Origin of the sequence: Methanobacterium sp. (assembly GCA_012838205.1) — an archaeon.
Lineage (GTDB): Archaea > Methanobacteriota > Methanobacteria > Methanobacteriales > Methanobacteriaceae > Methanobacterium.
The window spans coordinates 1-18,548 of the sequence record DUPR01000065.1 but is presented as its reverse complement, the minus strand read 5'-3'; the positions used below and the strand labels follow the sequence as shown (position 1 = coordinate 18,548).

General features: G+C 38.1%; 17 protein-coding genes and 1 tRNA gene. 6 read left to right on the top strand and 12 right to left on the bottom strand.

The annotated features are described in order from the left end of the window. Positions 1-128 precede the first annotated feature (128 nt). Positions 129-1,505 carry an Asp-tRNA(Asn)/Glu-tRNA(Gln) amidotransferase subunit GatA gene (gatA, locus tag GXZ72_09245; protein ID HHT19728.1) on the top strand — a complete coding sequence of 459 codons (1,377 nt, stop codon included), beginning with the start codon at positions 129-131 and terminating at the stop codon, positions 1,503-1,505. A 61-nt stretch (positions 1,506-1,566) separates the two neighbouring features. Next, positions 1,567-3,066, top strand: a complete 1,500-nt coding sequence (locus GXZ72_09240; GenBank protein ID HHT19727.1) for an AAA family ATPase — start codon at positions 1,567-1,569, stop codon at positions 3,064-3,066. A 46-nt stretch (positions 3,067-3,112) separates the two neighbouring features. Here the strand turns inward: GXZ72_09240 and ribB are convergent, their stop codons facing one another. The 4 genes from ribB to sepS all read right to left on the bottom strand — a co-directional run bounded on the left by ribB (position 3,113) and on the right by sepS (position 6,665). Next, positions 3,113-3,790 carry a 3,4-dihydroxy-2-butanone-4-phosphate synthase gene (ribB, locus tag GXZ72_09235; GenBank protein ID HHT19726.1) on the bottom strand — a complete coding sequence of 226 codons (678 nt, stop codon included), beginning with the start codon at positions 3,788-3,790 and terminating at the stop codon, positions 3,113-3,115. A gap of 119 nt (positions 3,791-3,909) precedes the next feature. Beyond that, complete coding sequence (locus GXZ72_09230; protein HHT19725.1) at positions 3,910-4,302, bottom strand: CTP-dependent riboflavin kinase; 393 nt, start codon at positions 4,300-4,302, stop codon at positions 3,910-3,912. Between the two features lies 1 nt (position 4,303). Then, entirely contained in the window at positions 4,304-4,969 is a 666-nt protein-coding gene (locus tag GXZ72_09225) for an endonuclease V (GenBank protein HHT19724.1), read from the bottom strand. Between the two features lie 34 nt (positions 4,970-5,003). After that, a complete protein-coding gene (gene sepS / locus GXZ72_09220) occupies positions 5,004-6,665 on the bottom strand; it encodes an O-phosphoserine--tRNA ligase (protein HHT19723.1) in 1,662 nt (553 codons plus the stop codon). Positions 6,666-6,799: 134 nt separating this feature from the next. On the opposite strand from sepS, the gene GXZ72_09215 reads away from it, so the two are divergent. Next, a complete protein-coding gene (locus tag GXZ72_09215; protein ID HHT19722.1) occupies positions 6,800-8,446 on the top strand; it encodes a fumarate reductase subunit A in 1,647 nt (548 codons plus the stop codon). A 15-nt stretch (positions 8,447-8,461) separates the two neighbouring features. Here the strand turns inward: GXZ72_09215 and GXZ72_09210 are convergent. The 6 genes from GXZ72_09210 to cfbD form a co-directional block, all read right to left on the bottom strand. Continuing rightward, positions 8,462-8,533: transfer RNA gene (locus GXZ72_09210), tRNA-Arg, on the bottom strand. 174 nt (positions 8,534-8,707) lie between these two features. After that, positions 8,708-9,175, bottom strand: coding sequence for an HIT family protein (locus tag GXZ72_09205; GenBank protein HHT19721.1), 468 nt, complete (start codon positions 9,173-9,175; stop codon positions 8,708-8,710). Positions 9,176-9,515: 340 nt separating this feature from the next. Then, positions 9,516-9,947, bottom strand: a complete 432-nt coding sequence (locus GXZ72_09200; GenBank protein ID HHT19720.1) for a hypothetical protein — start codon at positions 9,945-9,947, stop codon at positions 9,516-9,518. A gap of 44 nt (positions 9,948-9,991) precedes the next feature. Beyond that, positions 9,992-11,356, bottom strand: a complete 1,365-nt coding sequence (locus GXZ72_09195; GenBank protein ID HHT19719.1) for a hypothetical protein — start codon at positions 11,354-11,356, stop codon at positions 9,992-9,994. A gap of 66 nt (positions 11,357-11,422) precedes the next feature. Beyond that, positions 11,423-12,031: an imidazole glycerol phosphate synthase subunit HisH gene (gene hisH, locus GXZ72_09190; protein ID HHT19718.1), complete on the bottom strand. Its 609-nt coding sequence runs from the start codon at positions 12,029-12,031 to the stop codon at positions 11,423-11,425. Continuing rightward, a complete protein-coding gene (cfbD, locus tag GXZ72_09185; GenBank protein HHT19717.1) occupies positions 12,028-13,098 on the bottom strand; it encodes a Ni-sirohydrochlorin a,c-diamide reductive cyclase catalytic subunit in 1,071 nt (356 codons plus the stop codon). The genes hisH and cfbD overlap by 4 nt, the downstream gene beginning before the upstream one ends. 300 nt (positions 13,099-13,398) lie before the next feature. Between cfbD and GXZ72_09180 the strand changes: the two genes are divergently transcribed. The 3 genes from GXZ72_09180 (at position 13,399) to sfsA (ending at position 15,229) form a co-directional block, all read left to right on the top strand. Further along, entirely contained in the window at positions 13,399-14,139 is a 741-nt protein-coding gene (locus GXZ72_09180; protein ID HHT19716.1) for a hypothetical protein, read from the top strand. A 75-nt stretch (positions 14,140-14,214) separates the two neighbouring features. After that, complete coding sequence (locus GXZ72_09175) at positions 14,215-14,364, top strand: hypothetical protein (protein HHT19715.1); 150 nt, start codon at positions 14,215-14,217, stop codon at positions 14,362-14,364. A 127-nt stretch (positions 14,365-14,491) separates the two neighbouring features. After that, on the top strand, positions 14,492-15,229 hold the full coding sequence (sfsA, locus tag GXZ72_09170) for a DNA/RNA nuclease SfsA (protein HHT19714.1): 738 nt from the start codon (positions 14,492-14,494) through the stop codon (positions 15,227-15,229). A 181-nt stretch (positions 15,230-15,410) separates the two neighbouring features. On the opposite strand, the gene GXZ72_09165 is transcribed toward sfsA, so the two are convergent. Continuing rightward, the gene (locus tag GXZ72_09165) at positions 15,411-18,146 is read right to left on the bottom strand and encodes a cation-transporting P-type ATPase (protein HHT19713.1); all 2,736 of its coding nucleotides are present in this window, start codon (positions 18,144-18,146) and stop codon (positions 15,411-15,413) included. A 232-nt stretch (positions 18,147-18,378) separates the two neighbouring features. Next, the coding region (locus GXZ72_09160; protein HHT19712.1) for a hypothetical protein at positions 18,379-18,548 on the bottom strand (170 nt) is incomplete at its 5' end.

Here is an 18,548-nt window from a genome sequence, read left to right as displayed (position 1 = left end):
TAATAAAAAAAATATCAAGTTTTTTTTATGTGTTCATGTGTACCAATGGTAAATATAATAAGATTAATTTTCTAAATCAAAGAATGGTAGAAATTAGGGCAAGTCACTACTCACGTAAAGGTGGGAACATGAATATTTTGGAAAAATCACAATCAATCAGGAACCGCGAGAAGAAAGCATCAGATAACTTGGAAAAATTCATTGATAGAATCAATAAACACAATCCAAAAATAAATGCATTTGTAGAGTTAAAAACTGATGAAGCTCTGAAAAATGCTAAAGAGATTGATAATAGGATAGCTAATGGTGAAAAAGTTGGGAAACTTGCTGGTTTGGTCATAGGAATTAAAAATAACATTAATGTGGAGGATTTTCATGTCACTGCTGCCTCCAAGACACTGGAAAACTATATTGGAACTTATGATGCCACAGTAATCAGACGGATAAAGGCCGAAGATGGTATTATTGTGGGAATGACTAACATGGATGAATTTGCTGCAGGAAATTCCACTGAAACATCATTCCACGGTCCTACACTAAACCCTAGAGCGCCCGAACGAATACCAGGTGGATCTAGTGGGGGAAGTGCTGCAGCAGTAGCTGCCCAAATGTGTGATCTTGCTCTGGGCTCTGACACAGGAGGATCCATCAGAAACCCAGCATCCCACTGTGGTGTGATGGGATTCAAACCTACTTATGGTGCAGTAAGCAGACAGGGACTTCTTGATCTAGCCATGAGCTTCGACCAAATCGGCCCATTTGCAGTGGATACAAGTGGAATCGCTTTAATGATGGATGTTATTGCAGGAAAAGATAGTTTGGAGTGTACAACTATTGACTGGAATGTACCTGATTTTTCAGCCAGCATCAAAGATATGCAAGATTCCTTAAAAGGCATGCGGCTGGGGGTAGTGCAAGAATTTTTTGATGTCTCTGATGAGTCTATCGTCAATATAATTGAAGATCGCATCAACCAAATGCAAGAGGCAGGTGCTGAAGTAGTGGAATTAAACTTCGATTCTCTGGAATTATGTCTGCCAACTTTTTATCTAATAAACTTTGTTGAATTCTTCTCAGCCACTAGAAAATATGATGGTCGAAAATATGGGGAACGCATTGAAGAAGCTTGTGGAGATGAAGTACTCCGCAGAATACACATGGGATCCTACATCAGCCAGAAAGAATACAGTGGAAAATATTACAAAAAAGCATTACAGGCTAGATCACTCATAAAAAAAGAAATTACCGGGCTTTTAAAAGATGTAGACGTGCTTGTAGGTCCAACAGTACCTAAACTACCGCATAAAGTAGGCATGGAACTGGAACCAATGGAAATATACGCCTATGACATCCTGACAGTTATGGCTAATTTGTCAGGGATACCTGGAGCCAGCACCCCTGCAGGTGATGTAGATGGAATCCCGGTGGGAATACAATTCCAAGCTAAACCACTAGAAGATGAAAAAATCATCCAAATAATGGCAGCGTTTGAGGAGTTAAATTAGTCTATTTTTTAGAAAAAAGCTGTAATGTTTGTATATTAAAAATATAAAATTTGAGGATTCCATGAAAAGTATTGGCCTCCTATACGTTAACGGATCATTACCTGCCTTCGAAAACTTCGGTAAACTTCCCACCCACCTATTAAAGGAAAATGGCATGATCAAGGGACAAAAGGCTTACGAAGTCTTAGATGGCCTAATACTTCCAGGTGGGAGTATCATTGAATCTCAAAGCATCAGTCGGGAAGTTGAAACTGTTATTAAAAAAATGGATAGTCAAGGCAAATTCATCTTGGGCATGTGCTCTGGATTCCAAGTTTTGGCCAAAAAAACAGATATTGGCAGAAAATCTCCTTGTCCTGTTGAAAGAGATGGATTAGGAATTTTAGATGTTACTTTTCACCCATTAATCGGAACAGATCGGGTAGAATCAGAAGTAGTAGATGAATCTTTCCTCACCAAAGGAATGGTAGGTCAGACTATCACTGGGTTTCACTGCCATACTTACGGAGACATCAGGGGAAATGCACCGCCAATCTTTTTTTCAAAAGTTCAAAGGATAAATTACACAGATAATCCAAGAATGATTTTGTCAGGGGTTCGTAATGACGAAGGTAATGTAATTGGTACAATGGTACATGCTTCTCTGGATGAAAACCCATCTTTAGGCGATAATATCTTAAAATTTATTGATGCCAATCAAAAAGATATTTTAAAAATTTATGAAGATAACAAGGCACTTGTTAAGAAAATGAAAAGAGAAGTGGGGATTGGACTGGATATTTACTCCCATTACCGTTTATCAACAGATAAACCGACACCAACTTGGCTCATGATTGCCGGCACAGGATCAGATTCTGGAAAAACTTTCATCACTACAGGTATTGTGGGGGCTTTGCGTAAAAAAGGATATAAAGTTGGGGTTCTTAAGGTAGGTCCAGATATAAGAGATTTAGTGCCGTCATTATACCTTAATAAAGATAAAATGGGGAAATATTCGTCTATTCAAATTGGAGGATTGGGCTGGAAAAGCTTGGAAGAAATTATTGCCAATGTCAATGGACATAAATACGATTTAATCCTGGTGGAAGGAGTTATGAGTATTTTCACAGGGATTTTAAATAAAAAAACCCCGTTTTCTGCTGCTGAAATCGCTAAAGCAGGAAAAATTCCTGTCCTACTTGTCACTGGTTGCAATAAGGGGGGTATAGAAACTGCTGCAATAGACCTTGCTTCCCATACTGATATGATGCAGAAAATTGGTATTAAAGTCCAAGGGGCAATATTAAACAAAGTTTACGATGAAAAAATAGCTGAAACAGCATTAACCTATCTCAAAAATACTACACAGCTTGAATGGTTGGGAAAAGTGCCCAAGGTTCAGTTAGCTGCCCGGGGTGGAACTCCAGAAGTGGAGATCAAGCTGGAAGATTTCTGTTATAAAGCTACTGAAACAGTAGAAAAGCATTTGGATCTTAATAAAATTATAAAAATGGGCGAAACACCCAAATTCACCGGTTATTCTTCTTATAAAGAAATAAAAAATGATTTTATTGATAACTAGTTGAAAAAAATAAGAGTAAAAATTATTAAAAATAATTAAAGGTTTTTTATATATCTTTAAATTCATGGTAACCTTCAATTAATTCTGCACCACTTAAAAATACTAAGTCATTTTTTTTGGCATACTCTGCCACATCAGCAGTGGTCATTGAATTACCAGTAACATCATCCATCATTTCACAACAAACTGCAACTTCAGTTAAACCAGCCATTTCAGCCAAAGCAACACTCATCTCAGTATGGCCTTTTCTCTTTAACACATGACCTTCAGATGCTCTAAGGAGAGTCACATGGCCTGGAGATCTGAAATTATTCCCAAAATCTGCGAAGTTACCTTTTTTACATAACAATCCTAATTCTTTAATGGTATAAGCACGATCATTATCAGTAATTCCGGTGAAGGTCTTCCTATGGTTTACAGTGATGGAAAAAGCTGATTTCTCGTCATATGGAATATCTGTGGGTGATAAACTTGTTAAAACAGGATATTTGTCACTTGCTGCTTCCATTACATCGGTCATGAATGGAATACCTAGTTTATCGGATATTTTGGAGGATATTGGCACACAAACCAGACCACCGGCATCATTTCTAATGGTGGTCATGTGCTGAGGGGTTATGAACTCCGCAGCCAAAATCATGTCGGTTTCCCGTTCACGGTTATCATCATCAAAGATTAAAACTATTTCTCCTTTCTTAAAGGATTCTATGGCTCTTTTTATCATATGATCACAAGATTAGATTTTTTTTTGAGTAAATATTTTGTAACTATACTATTGAGTAAGGTCTCATAATTGCATTGATTTTTGAAACATATCAATACTTAAAAAAACAATAATCAATCTCATTTAATAAATCTTACTTCATCAATTTTTACAGTGGTGGGGTCTCCATCTTTAAAGTGATATGCTTTCCTGAGATTTTCCTCTGCCACAAACTCCAAAATTTCATCAGAATGCTCTGTTTTAACTGGAAATAATATAGCGCCACTTATTTCCCTGTTCAACTGGGCTGGTAAGAATTTAACATCTCCAAACTTGCCGCTTCCCTTAATAATTCCCATATGCTCACGTAGATCAATTAATGATTTTGCATCTTTCTTAGATATTTCTAGGTTAAGAGTACCAGGAAATGGTTTGAATCCAAGTTTTTCCTTGAATTCCCCCTGATAGACATCTAAAGACATGAAATAACTCCCTTCATGGGTTCCAGAGACAATAATTCCTTTAATTTCCATTTTATTTCCTTCTGTTTTCATTCAATTCATGTTTAAAAGTTTCAGTTGCCAGCATATGGGCTTGCCTTAAGGGTTCAGGGGTTTTATAAATGCTGGTTATCATTGCAATGTTTAAAGCAGTTTTCAAGGATATTTTATGGCCAACACTAATGTATTTTCCCCTAAAAAAGGCCCCTACTATGCGATTATCTTGTTGTATGAGTTGGGCTTCATTATTGGCGTGGTCTTGTTGGGTGGCCTCCTTTATATAACTTCCACCAGTTAACCTTTTTGCCACACCCATGGTGGGCACATCTAAGAACACACCCACATGGGAAGCCAGTCCAAAACCATGGGGATGCATAATACCATGACCGTTAACTATTAGAACATCAAAATCACTTTCAAGAGTATTAACAACAGAAATAACAGCATCGGCCTCTCGAACACCTAGAAACCCGGGTATGTAAGGGAAAAATAACTTCACATTCCTGGTTTTTTTCTCAACAACTTCCAGCCCTTCAGCTTTCATAACTACAGCAGCGGCAACAGCCTCATTATCAACTGCAAATGAAACATCAACACCTGTCAAAACATTTACTTCATTGAAACAATCGTGTTTTGTGACTTTATCTGCCATACTATATTGTATATTGGCTAAAAGTTGGGTCAAGTTATATGAAGACATTATCGGGGGTTCCCATATATAATATTAATTGATGTTAATCCTTAATTTCCCCAGTTATGGTACAGAAAATTGGGCCTCGAATATCAATAACCTTATTTTTACTTGTAATGTAACGAACAGCCATTTCATCCAGTTTAAGGTTGACATCAGATGGTAATTTGGCAATGGTGGTTCTTAAATTAATTCGTTCTTCTCCACTAACCACCATCTCTTCCATACGGTAGGCTGCTTGGGCAGCTACTCCTTCCAGATAACTTATACTTGTAGGAACACCTGATTTTAGGGCCTGAATAGCCAAATCATCAACGATTTCTTTTCCCATGCTCTCAATGATTTCTTCAACCATATCTTCAGGAGGCTGAAGACTGTTAATGGTGTGAGGATGGGGCACTCCTACAATGTTACCATCATGAACGTATATACGGTTCCAACTGGCAGGACCCAGTAGTTTAGTGCCTGCTTCTGGCTCGACAAGTTTCACTTCAATGGTTTTATCCAAAAAATTACCCTCAAAAACAGTAAAATTGCAAGGTGAAGGCGCATCACCGTGTTCCTGGGCAGTGCTTAAAATTGATTCTGCAAGATTTTTCCCATCTTCAGTCACCGGATATAGATCCATACGGAGCATGGATGCCAATTCACGGTCACTAAGGCTTTTTTTATTGTATATCTGGGGGTATACCATCTTACGAATATCTTCATATCCTCCGAGTATCATGGCCATCCTTTCGGCTCCCACTCCCAGATTCATGACTTCCTGGTCAATGCCATACCGTGCCAGGGCTATTGGAGAATATAATCCAAAGGTGGCCACTTCCACCCAGTCATTTAGTTGGGGATGATAACCATAAACTTCAGTCTGGGTTCCAGGGATGTAATATTTGGATTTTTTCTCATCTGGTAAGAATTTGAACTTTTTAAAACCGAAATATTCAAGCAAACTCTCAGAAACTGCCATTCCCAGATCCAGGGATACTTCATCATCCATCCAGACGCATGATGCAGAATGGTAAGTCATTAAGTGGCTTGCATCTTCCCGTTGCTCACGACGGAAGCAACGGTCAATCGAAAATAATTTAACAGGCAAAGGATAGGTTTTTGCCATGGCCTCCAGGGTTATAAACCAGCCTGAAGTCATGTGTGAACGTAAAGTAGTCTTACTGGGGTTGGGTGTGAGCTTTTGCAGTTCTGGAAATACTTTTTCCAATATTCTAAGCCCATATTCATCTTCAACATCCAGAGCAGCGGATACATCTTGAACTAAGTCATCCCCACTGGCATCCCCTTTTTTATAACTGCGGAATACCTCTTTCAATGATTGGATATTATCTTCATTCAGAGGAACACCCAAGTTTTCTATTCTCTCAATTTTATCCAAACTAATTCCAATATCAGGACGGGGCAACCCTGCCAAGTAGAAGCAGCGGTCTAAAACTGCAGGAGCTTCTGGTCCGAATTGGCGGTAGATATGATCTTCTTCTATTAACAATGGGTTGATGGTTTCGGAAAAACCAAGCATGAGGTATGCTTGACGTAATTTAGCAATAGAATCATTTAATGGGTGATTTTTCCCAGTTTTAAGGCGTAACCGAGGATATTCGTCATCATGATGGGGTTTTTTTAGGTTCAAGCCTGTTTCAACCCAAGCCCTTTCAAAATCCCTCTTTGCCAGTTTTAATATCTCTTTCTTCTTCACTGAATATCCTCCTTTGGATTACAAGATGTTGAAAATTGTTTTGCATAATTTTTATATTTTATGTCTGTTATACAGTTAACATTCTGTTGATCTACTTAAAAAACTTAAATAAAACCGGGGTCAATCACATTAATATGGAAACAGAGAATTACCAAACTGATGTACTGATCATAGGATCCGGAGGAGCTGGGTGCCGAGCAGCTATAGAAGCCAAAAAACACGATAAAGATGTATTAATCGTGTCTAAAGGTCTATCATTTAAATCAGGTTGCACTACTTTGGCAGAAGGAGGTTATAATGCAGCTTTTGCATATGTAGATGCAGAAGACAGCATTCAGGCTCATTTAGACGACACCCTCAAGGGAGGGGGCTACCTTAACGATCCAGAACTGGCACGTATACTGGTTGAAGAAGCACCTGACAGATTAACTGAACTGGAAGGTTATGGCGCATTATTTGATAGGCAAAAATCAGGTGAACTGAATCAGAGACCATTTGGTGGCCAAACATATCGCCGAACATGTTTCCAAGGGGATCGCACCGGTCATGAGATGATGACTGCTTTAAAAGAGGAAATCATTCGTCAAGACATTCAGACTGTTGACGAAATCATGATAACCAAGCTCTTGCAAGACTCAAACGGCAGAATTGGCGGTGCTTGTGGAATATCCTTACCCAACACAAATTTTTTAACATTTGAAGCTAAATCAACAATCATAACTACCGGAGGGGCTGGATGGATATATCCAGTGACATCCAATGCCTTGCAGAAAACCGGAGACGGATATGCACTATCTTGGCTGGCTGGTGCAGATTTATTAGACATGGAACAAGTTCAATTCCACCCTACTGGCATGTTATATCCGGATTCTCGTCGTGGTGTTTTAGTGACCGAAGCAGTGCGTGGTGAAGGAGGAAAACTAATAAACTCTGAAGGTACCAGGTTCATGACCAACTATGACTCCCGAGGAGAACTAGCCACTCGTGATGTGGTTTCACGGTCCATATATACTGAAATAATGGAAGGTAGGGGCACAGAAAATGGTGGTGTTTATCTTGATGTCAGCCACCTAAGTCCAGAGTTAATCGAGGAAAAACTGGAAACCATGCTCCTTCAATTCCAGGATGTTGGTGTGGACATAAGAAAAGAACCAATGGAAGTTGCTCCCACTGCACACCACTTTATGGGAGGTACCAAAATAAATTCCCGGTGTGAAACTAATATTCCCAACCTTTACGCAGCAGGAGAAGCTGCAGGGGGAGTACACGGGGCGAATCGTCTCGGAGGAAATGCGCTGGCTGAAACCCAAGTTTTTGGCAGACGTGCTGGTGAATCAGCTGCAAAAAATGTTTCCAAATCTAATTTTGTATTGAACCCAGCTGATGTCGAGAATGAACAAGTGAAAATTCAAAAACTGTTCAAAGAAGGAGAATACTACCCGTTCCAGCTAAAAAAAGAACTACAAAATGTCATGTGGAATCACGTGGCCATAATTCGCAGGGAAAAAGAATTAAAAATCGCTATCCAAGACATTCTGTCCATAAAAGATAAAATGATTCACATGACAGTTCCCGAAGTTTCTGGATATAATCAGCACCTTCAAGATGCCCTTGAGCTGGAAAACATGATTTTAGTTGCGGAATTAGTCACTCGGTCAGCCATTATCCGTGAAGAAAGTAGGGGGGCGCATTATCGCGCAGACTATCCCAATAAAAGAGATATATGGAAGAAGAGTATAGTCCAAAATATTAATGGAGAAATAAAATTCTTAAAAAGGTAAACTTATAATAAAACATGCCCTGACCGGGACTTGAACCCGGGTAATAGGATCCGCAATCCTACGTGATATCCACTACACTATCAGGGCATAATAGAACAGAAATCATGATTTCCAATAGCAGTTTCAATAACATTTGTTGAAACCTATAATATGTTGAATTGTTTTTCTATTTAAGTTTTGTTTAGGTTTTTTTTAAAAGGGCTCCAATGCATCGGTAATAAACTTATGTTTGATCTAGGTTTGAAGTTGTATTAGAATAATTTACAAATCAAAATATTCCATTATCCTGGTTTTAATCTTTTTTCTAAACTCTTTAGATAGTTCAACACTGTCCCCACGGTTATACATGGTGCTGCTGCCGAAACATAAGTCTTCAAATACTTTTCCATGGAACTCTATGGGGTCCTGATAACGTGGGATGAAATGCCAGTGAAGATGAGGGGTTGGTGGTTTTTCAAGGTAGGAAGAGTTCATCAAACAGCCCCAATTGAACATGGTGGCATTAAATGCTTTTTTAATAGATTTTTCTAGTTTTTTAACTATATGGCTAAAGTCAAACCATTCTTCATTAGTTAAACCAGATAATTCCACCTCATCTCTTTTAAGTGCCACAACGCAGGTGCCTAGGTTCCGTTGGTCCGGTGCCAAGATTATAAGCCAGTGGTGAGTTTCAACCAATAAATCTCCGTACTCATAATCTTTTATTTTTTCAAAATATTCACATTCCATTTTAAACATTCCTTTTACATTCAATAATCATATTGACGGTATCTTAGAAATATTTCGATTATTAATCCAGTATTAACTAAAATCCATATAAAAAAGATAGATCTGCAGATTTTGTGAGAATTTCTTTCTGTGATGCACCCATTTCTAAATCTTTATTTTTAAACATATACTGATATTATGTTTCTAAACACATTTTACAGTGGAAACTATTTTATTATCTCTAATTGATATGAGTGGAGTTTCATGGAAAATTCAAACTGGAATTACATTAAAAGGAAAAAAATAAAATTCACAATAGTTGATTTTCTAATTTGATTTGTTGAAAAGTTTTTAAATTTTTTTATTTAACATAAACACGATATGTGTAGTTTCCACAATTTCGAGAAGCAGTGGCCACATTATTTGTATTTTCAATATCTAATCTTCCAGCCAGGATTTCACCACCTAACTGGTTTTCCTCAATTAGAATATATTCCATTTTTGGAAAGTTTTTATTAAGAATAATGGAAGAAATTTCTCTAACATGCTCTACACTTTCTTTGTCATTGTTTCCAGATTCTAATGTGGTTGATAAAGTTTCTAACACAGACATTTCTCCATTCGGCCGGTACTGTGCCATAAAATCCATAACATCCTGTGCTTTTTGGGAAGCACCGGTGTGATTAGGGGGGTCATGGAATATAGGGAGGTTAGTAACTCCGCAAATGAAAATTATGATTGGTATTAAAGCTAATACGGCGTCAAAAGTGTAACCGAATCCTTTTTCATCCATAAATTTCACGTTTATTAGTTTCAATGTATTAAAACAATCATTTACTAATTATTTTTTTTAATCCTTGCAACAATCTGGTCTTTTTTTGCAATTGCTTCTTGTGCCGCCTTTTCAACTTTGTATTTCATTTCTTCAAAGTCTTCAGGGTGCACGTCACCCACGAACTTTTTGATCTTGGTGTAAGCTGCTTCACGGAATAGTGGTTTAAGTTCAGTTTCTCCATGGTCACTTATCAGTCTGGGGATTCCAGTGTTATCAACTTCTCCTATTCGGCCGATTTTCACTCCGGAGTTAGAAACCACTTTTTCCACTTCCTGGGCCACCTCTTCAGTGGCTATAATCATGAGTGAATCTACGGAAACACCCAATGGGTCGATATCCAGACTTTCTAGCATGCCCAGAACTTTGGGGTTGATCTGTTTTCGGATATCATCCTCCCCTAATGCCATTCCCAGCCCAGTAGTTTGGGATATTTCATGAGCATCACCCCTGAGTCCTCCATTGGTAACATCAGTCATGGCATGGACTTTTGGAAGTAAACCTGCCTGTAATATGGCTTCAGAGGCTTGAATGAAGCTAATGTCCATGGTTTCCCATACAACATCAAATAGCCCATGATACAGGGCGGTTGTGGTTATAGTTCCACCACCCGACCCTTCGGTTAATAGAATAACATCACCTGCTTCGGCTCGTTTCCTGGCAGTGGGGGGATAAGGAGATATTCCCACGGAACCTACCGCACTGACTAGCCGATCTCCCAGAACCATGTCTCCACCTACACGAAGAGTGCTCCCTGCTACCAGGGGGACTCCAGTGAGTTCTGAAACAGCACACACTCCTGCAGTGTAGTCAAAGAGTTTTGCCACATCACCATCATCTGCCAAGTGCAAATCACTCAGTAAAGCCACTGGCTGGGACCCCATAACGCATACGTCCCTCATGGAGGCTCTGGTCACATGAAAACCACCCAAGAAAGGATACTCACTCAACCGTGAATGAATTCCATCTACTGCAGTGGTTATGTACACTTCATCAGTGCCAACTCTTGATTTAACCACTCCTCCGTCGTCTTGAGCTGTAGGGTTGATGAACGCATCAGTGTGGCTGCTTTTAACTATTTCTGCGATTTGTCGGTGGACAAAAAAGTCACCCGCACCTCTGGATCCAACACCCATTTTTCCCATACCCACTCCTGATTTGGGGTAATTTATGAGCTTTTTAAGGGAATCATCAGGATGGTCTTCAATTTTCAGAGTATATTTAACTTCATCCAGAACAGCCTTTGCCATTAGGCTTGCTTGTTCAGGAGAAATATCTTTAAATTCCAGTATCTTTTCCTGAAGACTTTTTTGAACAGATTTTTCGTTACTGTCTACCAGAGAGCGCCTGGCGAAACCTTCCATATCCACACTTACACCTTCTTAGTATTACCAATATATAAATTTTTCCTACTCATGATTATTAAAAACCAATGATTAAACTAGCTTTAAGAAGTTTTCTAATAATTTTAGGCCCACGTTTCCACTTTTTTCCGGGTGAAACTGGGTGGCAAACACATTTTCCTGAGCCACAATGGCCGGAACATCTAAACCATAATTAACAGTTGCAACCACTATTTTATCATCATCAGGCTGCACAAAATATGAGTGAACAAAATACATGTAGTCATTACCTATGCCTTCTACTAACGATGATTTTTTTCGGATGTTGAGGTTATTCCAGCCCATGTGGGGTACTTTTAGGCCATCATTTTTTTGACTTTCTGGAAATCGCACAACCTCCCCTGGCAACACATCCAGCCCTTTAATCCCAGGATTTTCCTCACTTGCACTGAAAAGCACTTGTAAACCTAAACAAATCCCTAATAATGGTTTATCATCTTGGATGTGTTTAAGAATAATCTCTTCATATTTGGTCAGATTCTTCATGGCAGTTCCGAAAGCTCCAACTCCAGGGAGAATCAGTGCATCAGCTTTTGTTAATTCTTTTTTATCATGAGTTATCAGGACTTTGGCACCAATTTCTTGAAATCCATTGCAAATGCTTTTCAGATTCCCACTGCCGTAATCAATTATAGTTATCATTGTTTTTCATTGATTTTTTTTCTTAAAACATTTCCGAAATCAGAAGGAACGATTTTATCAGTGCCCAAAGTTTTTGCATGAGCATCCAGTTCAGTAACCACCCAAACGTAACCTAAATTCTTTAGAGGCTCCACCAACCTTGGACCGTCAGTAATAGCAATTGTTTTGGCCTTTAATTTCTCAATAGGGAGAGCATGAGGTACTCCTGCAACCACCACAATGTCAAAATCATCTTTTTCAAGGAATTTAACTGCTTTTTTTCCAGTTACAGGATATTCATCCAAACCACCGGTTATAAGATCAACTTTCATATCCAGTTCCACCTTTATATTCTGTGCATGTTGACGAATACGAGGTAACCCAATTCCATCATCTAGATTAGCAACGATTTTTGGCGGGTTTTCAGGATAAAAATCCTGGAAATGAATTTTTAAAATGTCAGCGAAGAGATAAGATGTTTCTTTTTTAGCGTTGAGAACAAGAGCAATTTTATCTCCATTTTTAAAGGCATCAAGAAGAATTTTAGCTACTTCTTCTTTATCATCTCCGTAAGATGGTTCGATATATTTTCCCTGGGCCATTCCCCTGGTTTTCTCGATTTCGGTGGCTTTTTTAAGCATAATAGTCTGTCTATCTGCTTCGTCACTAGAGATCACACCTTCTAGTTTTGCAGCATCTAAAACAGCTATGGCTCCTTCTGTGTTATCTCCTTCACTTAAACCACCATGAGACTCCACAGTTAACACTTTAGCAGGGATTTTAGCGTTGTTAACTGCTTCACGCATGTCTTCACCTATGATCATGCTTGCACAAGTGCCCACCACTCCCACAAGTTGAGGATGGAAAAGTTCATCTACTTCTTTAAGAGTTTCTTCTAACTTGGCTGATGCTCCAAAAATGAAATCATTTTCAGACATGGCAGTGGTTACCACGTGCACTCCATCATTTTCCAAGAGACGGCCAGTACGGAAACAGCAACCATGGGGTCCGTGAAGGATAATAACATCAACATTCAAATCTCGGAGAGTATAAAGGGATGCGGCAATGGGGCTGGGTCTTGGATGCAATGTAATTTCACCTCTAAATCTGTTAATCCTTTTTTTGAATTATTTAGCCATTGCAAGGTATTTATTGCAAATTTTGGAATTAATAATTCATTACAATTTACTTATCATTATTAATTAACATTCTGTGTAAACTTATTCTAATAAACTATTAACCATTATTAACCAATACAACCATACTAAGTTTAATCTTAACATCCTATAAATGGAAAGGATGTTGAGTTCTACAGTCCAAATTTTTTAATAAACCTTAAAATAGTACGTATATTGATTTTAATCAAATTTTATACTGAGGATATTCATATGAACAGGGAAACATTGATAGGAATAGGGTTAATAATAGTTATAATTGTTTTAGGAGCTTTTACCAACTATGATGGAACGGCTGTTAATTTTAATGGTTCATTTGATTACAATTCGTCCAATCAGATTAAATCTGAATCTATCACATCTGTTAAGTTCCTTGGCCAACGGGATTATGGTTTTGTAGTCCGTTACGGTCCTTATGGTAATCCAATGTCGCCAGTAAAAGTTGCATACGTCGTGGGGGTGCATCCGCAGGAAGTTCAAGCACACCAAGCCATGATGGCAGTAATTAGCAGCAGTAACTCACTAAAATACTGTTATTATGTTTATCAGATTACTGTAACTAAAGATCGAGACGATTACACAAAGGGAAGGATTAATGGTCAGGAATTAGCTCGAGACTATGCAGTACCAGATATTAAATCATCTAAATATAATTTGGTGGTGGATGTGCATTCAACCAAGGGAGACTACCCTAAAACCAAGTTCATCTCAGTTCCATCAGATGACAAGCGTTCCAGACTACTAGCCCATTTAATAGTGAGCAAAATCTCATGGCTTGTTTTCTATGTTCCCCCATTTGATGGTGGACCCACTAGCGGCCCTTATGTAACTATACCCATCATAGAATCCGGAACACCAGCCATGGTTTATGAAACCTACACTTATGCATCATTTGAGGAAACATTGGGACGTGCTAAAGAATTTGCCAGCGCAGTTGATAGTTTAAATTTTTGATTTTTTTAACAATTACCCATTTTTTTTTATTCACATAACTGCAATTAAAGACTAATACAAATCTGGGTTATGTTCATGGCAATGAATTTAGCACATTTGCAAGCAATAACCCTAAGTTATAATGAAAAAATCCCGGAAAAGACGGATTCGTCCACACAAGAGACACTTTTACTCAACAAAATCTCTAAATACATTATTTCAAGTATTCCTAAAGGAATCATCTAAATAATCATGGACTAGTTAATGTATATAAAAAAAGGGTAAAAATACGTAAATTGCTAAAATAAAAGAAATGGGTATTGATTAAAAATTAAAAAATGTTCACATTATAAAACTGATTTTCAAAAAAAAAATGATACTTGAAAACATTGCAACTGGCAACTTCCTGGAAAGACCTAACCGGTTCACTGTAACCTTTGAATCAGGAAGAATAATAGATAATGCACATTTAAGAGATCCAGGTCGCCTCAAGGAACTTTTACTTCCTAAAGCCAACTTACTCCTACGACCAGCACAAAATCCAACCAAAAGAAAGACAAAGTACGATGTTATTGCTGTGAAAAGTGAAGGAATATGGGTGCTTATAAATTCTGGTTTCCACAGTGATCTTGCCTCAGAATTAATTAAATCAGGAATTATATCTGAACTGTCAAATTACCGTGTTGAAAAAAGGGAATACACGTATGGTAAGAGTAGAATCGATTTTTTTCTAACTAAAACTTTGGAAAAAGGAAAAACGTCACCTGAAAAAGATGATAAGATGCTTTTAGAAGTGAAAGGATGCACTCTGGTTGAAGATGGCCATGCAAAGTTCCCTGATGCTCCCACAGTCCGTGGGAAAAAACATTTAGAAGAACTTATTAAAGCTAAAAAAGAGGGAATGAATTCTGCAGTACTTTTTTTAATCCCCAGAAATGATGCTCAAATATTTTCACCTAACTGGGAGATGGATCCAGAATTTTCCACTACACTGAAACAAGCAGAAAAGGACAAAGTGCTAATATTTGCCTATTCATTTAGTGTTGATTATCAAAAAAATCAGTTAGAACTCAACCCTTTGAATAGGGTGCCAATAAATGTAAATCCATAAAAAAAGATGGAAATTTAGCATAAAAATCACTCTAATTTCTTCCCAATATTCGATTTTCCAAGGGCCAAATATTAATATCTCTGAATTACTGTGAAATCACACCTGGTGTGGTAAAAATTTTCCGTTAGAAAAAACATGTATTTTTTGCCGATGTTTACTTTTAAAAGATTAAGAAAAATAATTAAGTTGATTTTCGGATGAAATATTTACGTAATTCATCTGCCAAAAACATTATAGGCACAAATGAAATTAAATACAACCATTCAGCAAGTCCCAGTGCCGCTGTTTTGAAAATTCCTTGTAATGGTGGGATGTAAATGATAGCCAGAAGGATAGTCACCGAAAAAACAATTCCTCGCAATATCCACTTGTTTTTGAAAATACCTACTTCAAATACTGAAGTACGGCTGGTTTGACATCCCAGGAGGTTCCCCATCTGGGCCATTACTATCCCAGCAAACACCATACTGGTGGCCTTCATGTAAACTGGATCAGCAAATGCGAGTTGTTGGCCCCAAGTCCATCCATTGTTTAACAAGATCCAGAAAAAACCAGACATTACAAGGGCGGACTCAATAATTCCTAGGAAAATATAACCTTTGAATACAACACCAAAGTTTAAAAGACGTTCTTTTCGTTCTCTCGGTGGCCGGTCCATTACATCAGACTCAGAAGGACCAACACCCAAGGCAAGTGCAGGAACCGTGTCTGTTCCCAAGTCAATAGCCAGAATCTGCATAACAGTAATGGGGAGAGGTATTCTGAAAAGAACCATCATGACAAACGGCACGATTTCAGCAGTTTCATGAGAAAAAATATAGGTGATGAATTTCCGTATGTTTTCATAAATTGTCCGACCTTCTTTAATGGCTTCCACTATAGTTGCAAAATTATCATCAGTTAGGATCATATCTGAAGCTTCTTTAGCAACATCTGTGCCAGTAATGCCCATAGCAACCCCAATATCTGCTTTTTTAAGGGCTGGGGCGTCATTAACTCCATCACCAGTCATGGCAACGATTTCATCCATACTTTCCAGGATTCTGGCAATCCTCATTTTGTGTTCTGGCACTGCACGGGCAAATATAACGTTTTCGCCTGAAACTAAAACCTTTTTAACCTCATCATCTGACATTTGGTTAAGTTTCTTACCTTTAATTATGAGACATGGGCCTTCTTTTACAATTCCCACTTCTTTGGCTATTGCATGGGCAGTAAGGCCATAGTCTCCTGTAATCATGATTATGCGGATTCCCGCACGATGACAATCCTCAACAGCTGGTTTAACCTCAGGCCGGGGTGGATCTTGCATGGCCACCATTCCCAAGAAAGTGAGATCTTGTTCAACAGCATCAGCACTATAGTTTTCATAGTCTGCAGGGAGTTTTCGGTATGCCATTGCCAAAATTCTCAGTCCAGAAGCTGCTAACACATCATGTTTTTCTATTATTTTTTCTTTATTCTCATCTGAAAAAGTTAGAATCTCACCATCAACTGATATGGTGTTGGAAAGTTTAATAATCTTTTTAGGGGCGCCTTTAACGTAAGCCACTTGTTTGTCCTTTTCTTTATGTATGCTGCTCATTGATTTGCGCTGGGAATCAAAAGGTAGCTCAACAATTCTTGGATTTTCCATTAACTGTTTTTTCCAGTTAAATCCACTCTTTTTTGCTGCAACTAGTAATGCTGCTTCTGTAGGGTCTCCAATAATTTTCCATTTATCTTCATTACTTTGAGGTTCTATGAGTTTAGAGTCATTGCAGAAGGTGGCTGATCTCATCAAAAGTTTAAGTTCCTGGATTTCGTGATGATTTATGGGATTGCCTTTATGTAAAAAATCTCCTTCAGGAGAGTATCCAGCTCCTGTAACATCTATTGTTTCATAGGGTAGCCACACCTTACGAACTGTCATTTCATTTTTTGTTAAGGTGCCTGTTTTGTCTGTACAGATTATATTAGTTGATCCCAAGGTTTCCACACTTGATAAACGTTTTATAAGGGCGTTTTTATTAGCCATTTTCTGCACAGAAGCAGCTAGGGCAAGGGTTACAGTAGGGAGAAGTCCTTCTGGCACGTTGGCCACTGTCAAGCCAATGGCAAAGATAAATGCAACTTGAATTGGGAGTTTAACTACCCACAAGTTCACTGCAAAGAGAATTACTCCTAAAAGGACTGCTATTATGGCTATGATGCGGGTCACTCTGGATAGTTCATTTTGTAATGGGCTGGTTTCCTTAGTAACTTCTTGAGTTAGGCTGGCGATCTGGTTAAACTCTGTGTTACGCCCTGTGGCAAATATGACTGCCTTTCCAGAACCTGAAGCAACGCTTGTGCCGGCAAGGACTATGTTATGGATCCCAGTAATCTGGGTTTCATCTGATTTTTTTGCATGGGCCACTTTACGCACTGGTTTAGATTCTCCAGTGAGGGTTGAACTATCAACCTTAATTTGATAGGCTTCCACTAGACGGGCATCAGCTGAGATATTATCTCCTTCTTCCAGTACCAAAACATCACCTGGAACTAGTTCTGCTGATAAAACCTCTTTTTTCTCCCCATCACGGATAACTTTAGCTTGAGATGGCAATATTTTCTGGAGTGCTTCTAGTGCTTTTTCAGCTTTGTATTCCTGCCAGAAACTGAAAATTGCATTTATAAAAATCACTGATATTATAGCAAATCCTAGTGGGGGAGTGCCACTTAGAAAAGCAAGTATGCTGGCAGCCCAGAGGAGTAAGGCTAGCAACTGATAAAGATTAGCTAAAAATTTAAAAATAACAGGTTTTTTCTTAACTTCCTCAATTTGGTTAGGCCCATATTCTTCAAGCCTTTTTTGAACGTCGTCAACGCTCAAACCATCTTCAGAAGAGTTTAATTTCCTGTAAACCTCTTCAGGAGGGAGTTCATCAATCTTCATTTTTACACTTGAAACTTACCTCTCTCTGTTTACATATAATTACGATTAGTATGTAACTGGGATAATATAAATTTTGAGCACGATTAAATGAATAATAAAAATAAAATCAACTTATAAACATTAAAAATGGAATTTAAAGTGTTTTAGCAGATTTAAATAAATCTAAAAATGATCCGATTAGTTGTTCATCCTAAGCATCTAATTTATAAAGTCAAATAAAGACATTCCCTGCTCATCCACGTTTAAATGTCCCATTTGCTCCAAATACTCCCATTCTTTCAACATAAACTTGTTGTGGCTGACCGTCTATGAAATTAGTGAAGTTAACAGCTGTATTATAGTCACTTTCATTGAATGAATTGTTATTATAATGATTAAGAGTTATGGTGTTGGGATTTTTGC

What these genes read in the sequence shown, in the direction of transcription:
- hisH (HHT19718.1), bottom strand. Translation starts at nt 12,031, where the DNA reads ATGATAACTATAATTGATTACGGCAGTGGGAATCTGAAAAGCATTTGC.
- GXZ72_09180 (HHT19716.1), top strand. Translation starts at nt 13,399, where the DNA reads ATGAACAGGGAAACATTGATAGGAATAGGGTTAATAATAGTTATAATT.
- ribB (HHT19726.1), bottom strand. Translation starts at nt 3,790, where the DNA reads ATGATAAAAAGAGCCATAGAATCCTTTAAGAAAGGAGAAATAGTTTTA.
- GXZ72_09225 (HHT19724.1), bottom strand. Translation starts at nt 4,969, where the DNA reads ATGTCTTCATATAACTTGACCCAACTTTTAGCCAATATACAATATAGT.
- GXZ72_09230 (HHT19725.1), bottom strand. Translation starts at nt 4,302, where the DNA reads ATGGAAATTAAAGGAATTATTGTCTCTGGAACCCATGAAGGGAGTTAT.
- GXZ72_09165 (HHT19713.1), bottom strand. Translation starts at nt 18,146, where the DNA reads ATGAAGATTGATGAACTCCCTCCTGAAGAGGTTTACAGGAAATTAAAC.
- GXZ72_09215 (HHT19722.1), top strand. Translation starts at nt 6,800, where the DNA reads ATGGAAACAGAGAATTACCAAACTGATGTACTGATCATAGGATCCGGA.
- GXZ72_09205 (HHT19721.1), bottom strand. Translation starts at nt 9,175, where the DNA reads ATGGAATGTGAATATTTTGAAAAAATAAAAGATTATGAGTACGGAGAT.
- GXZ72_09200 (HHT19720.1), bottom strand. Translation starts at nt 9,947, where the DNA reads ATGGATGAAAAAGGATTCGGTTACACTTTTGACGCCGTATTAGCTTTA.
- sfsA (HHT19714.1), top strand. Translation starts at nt 14,492, where the DNA reads ATGATACTTGAAAACATTGCAACTGGCAACTTCCTGGAAAGACCTAAC.
- GXZ72_09240 (HHT19727.1), top strand. Translation starts at nt 1,567, where the DNA reads ATGAAAAGTATTGGCCTCCTATACGTTAACGGATCATTACCTGCCTTC.
- gatA (HHT19728.1), top strand. Translation starts at nt 129, where the DNA reads ATGAATATTTTGGAAAAATCACAATCAATCAGGAACCGCGAGAAGAAA.
- GXZ72_09175 (HHT19715.1), top strand. Translation starts at nt 14,215, where the DNA reads ATGGCAATGAATTTAGCACATTTGCAAGCAATAACCCTAAGTTATAAT.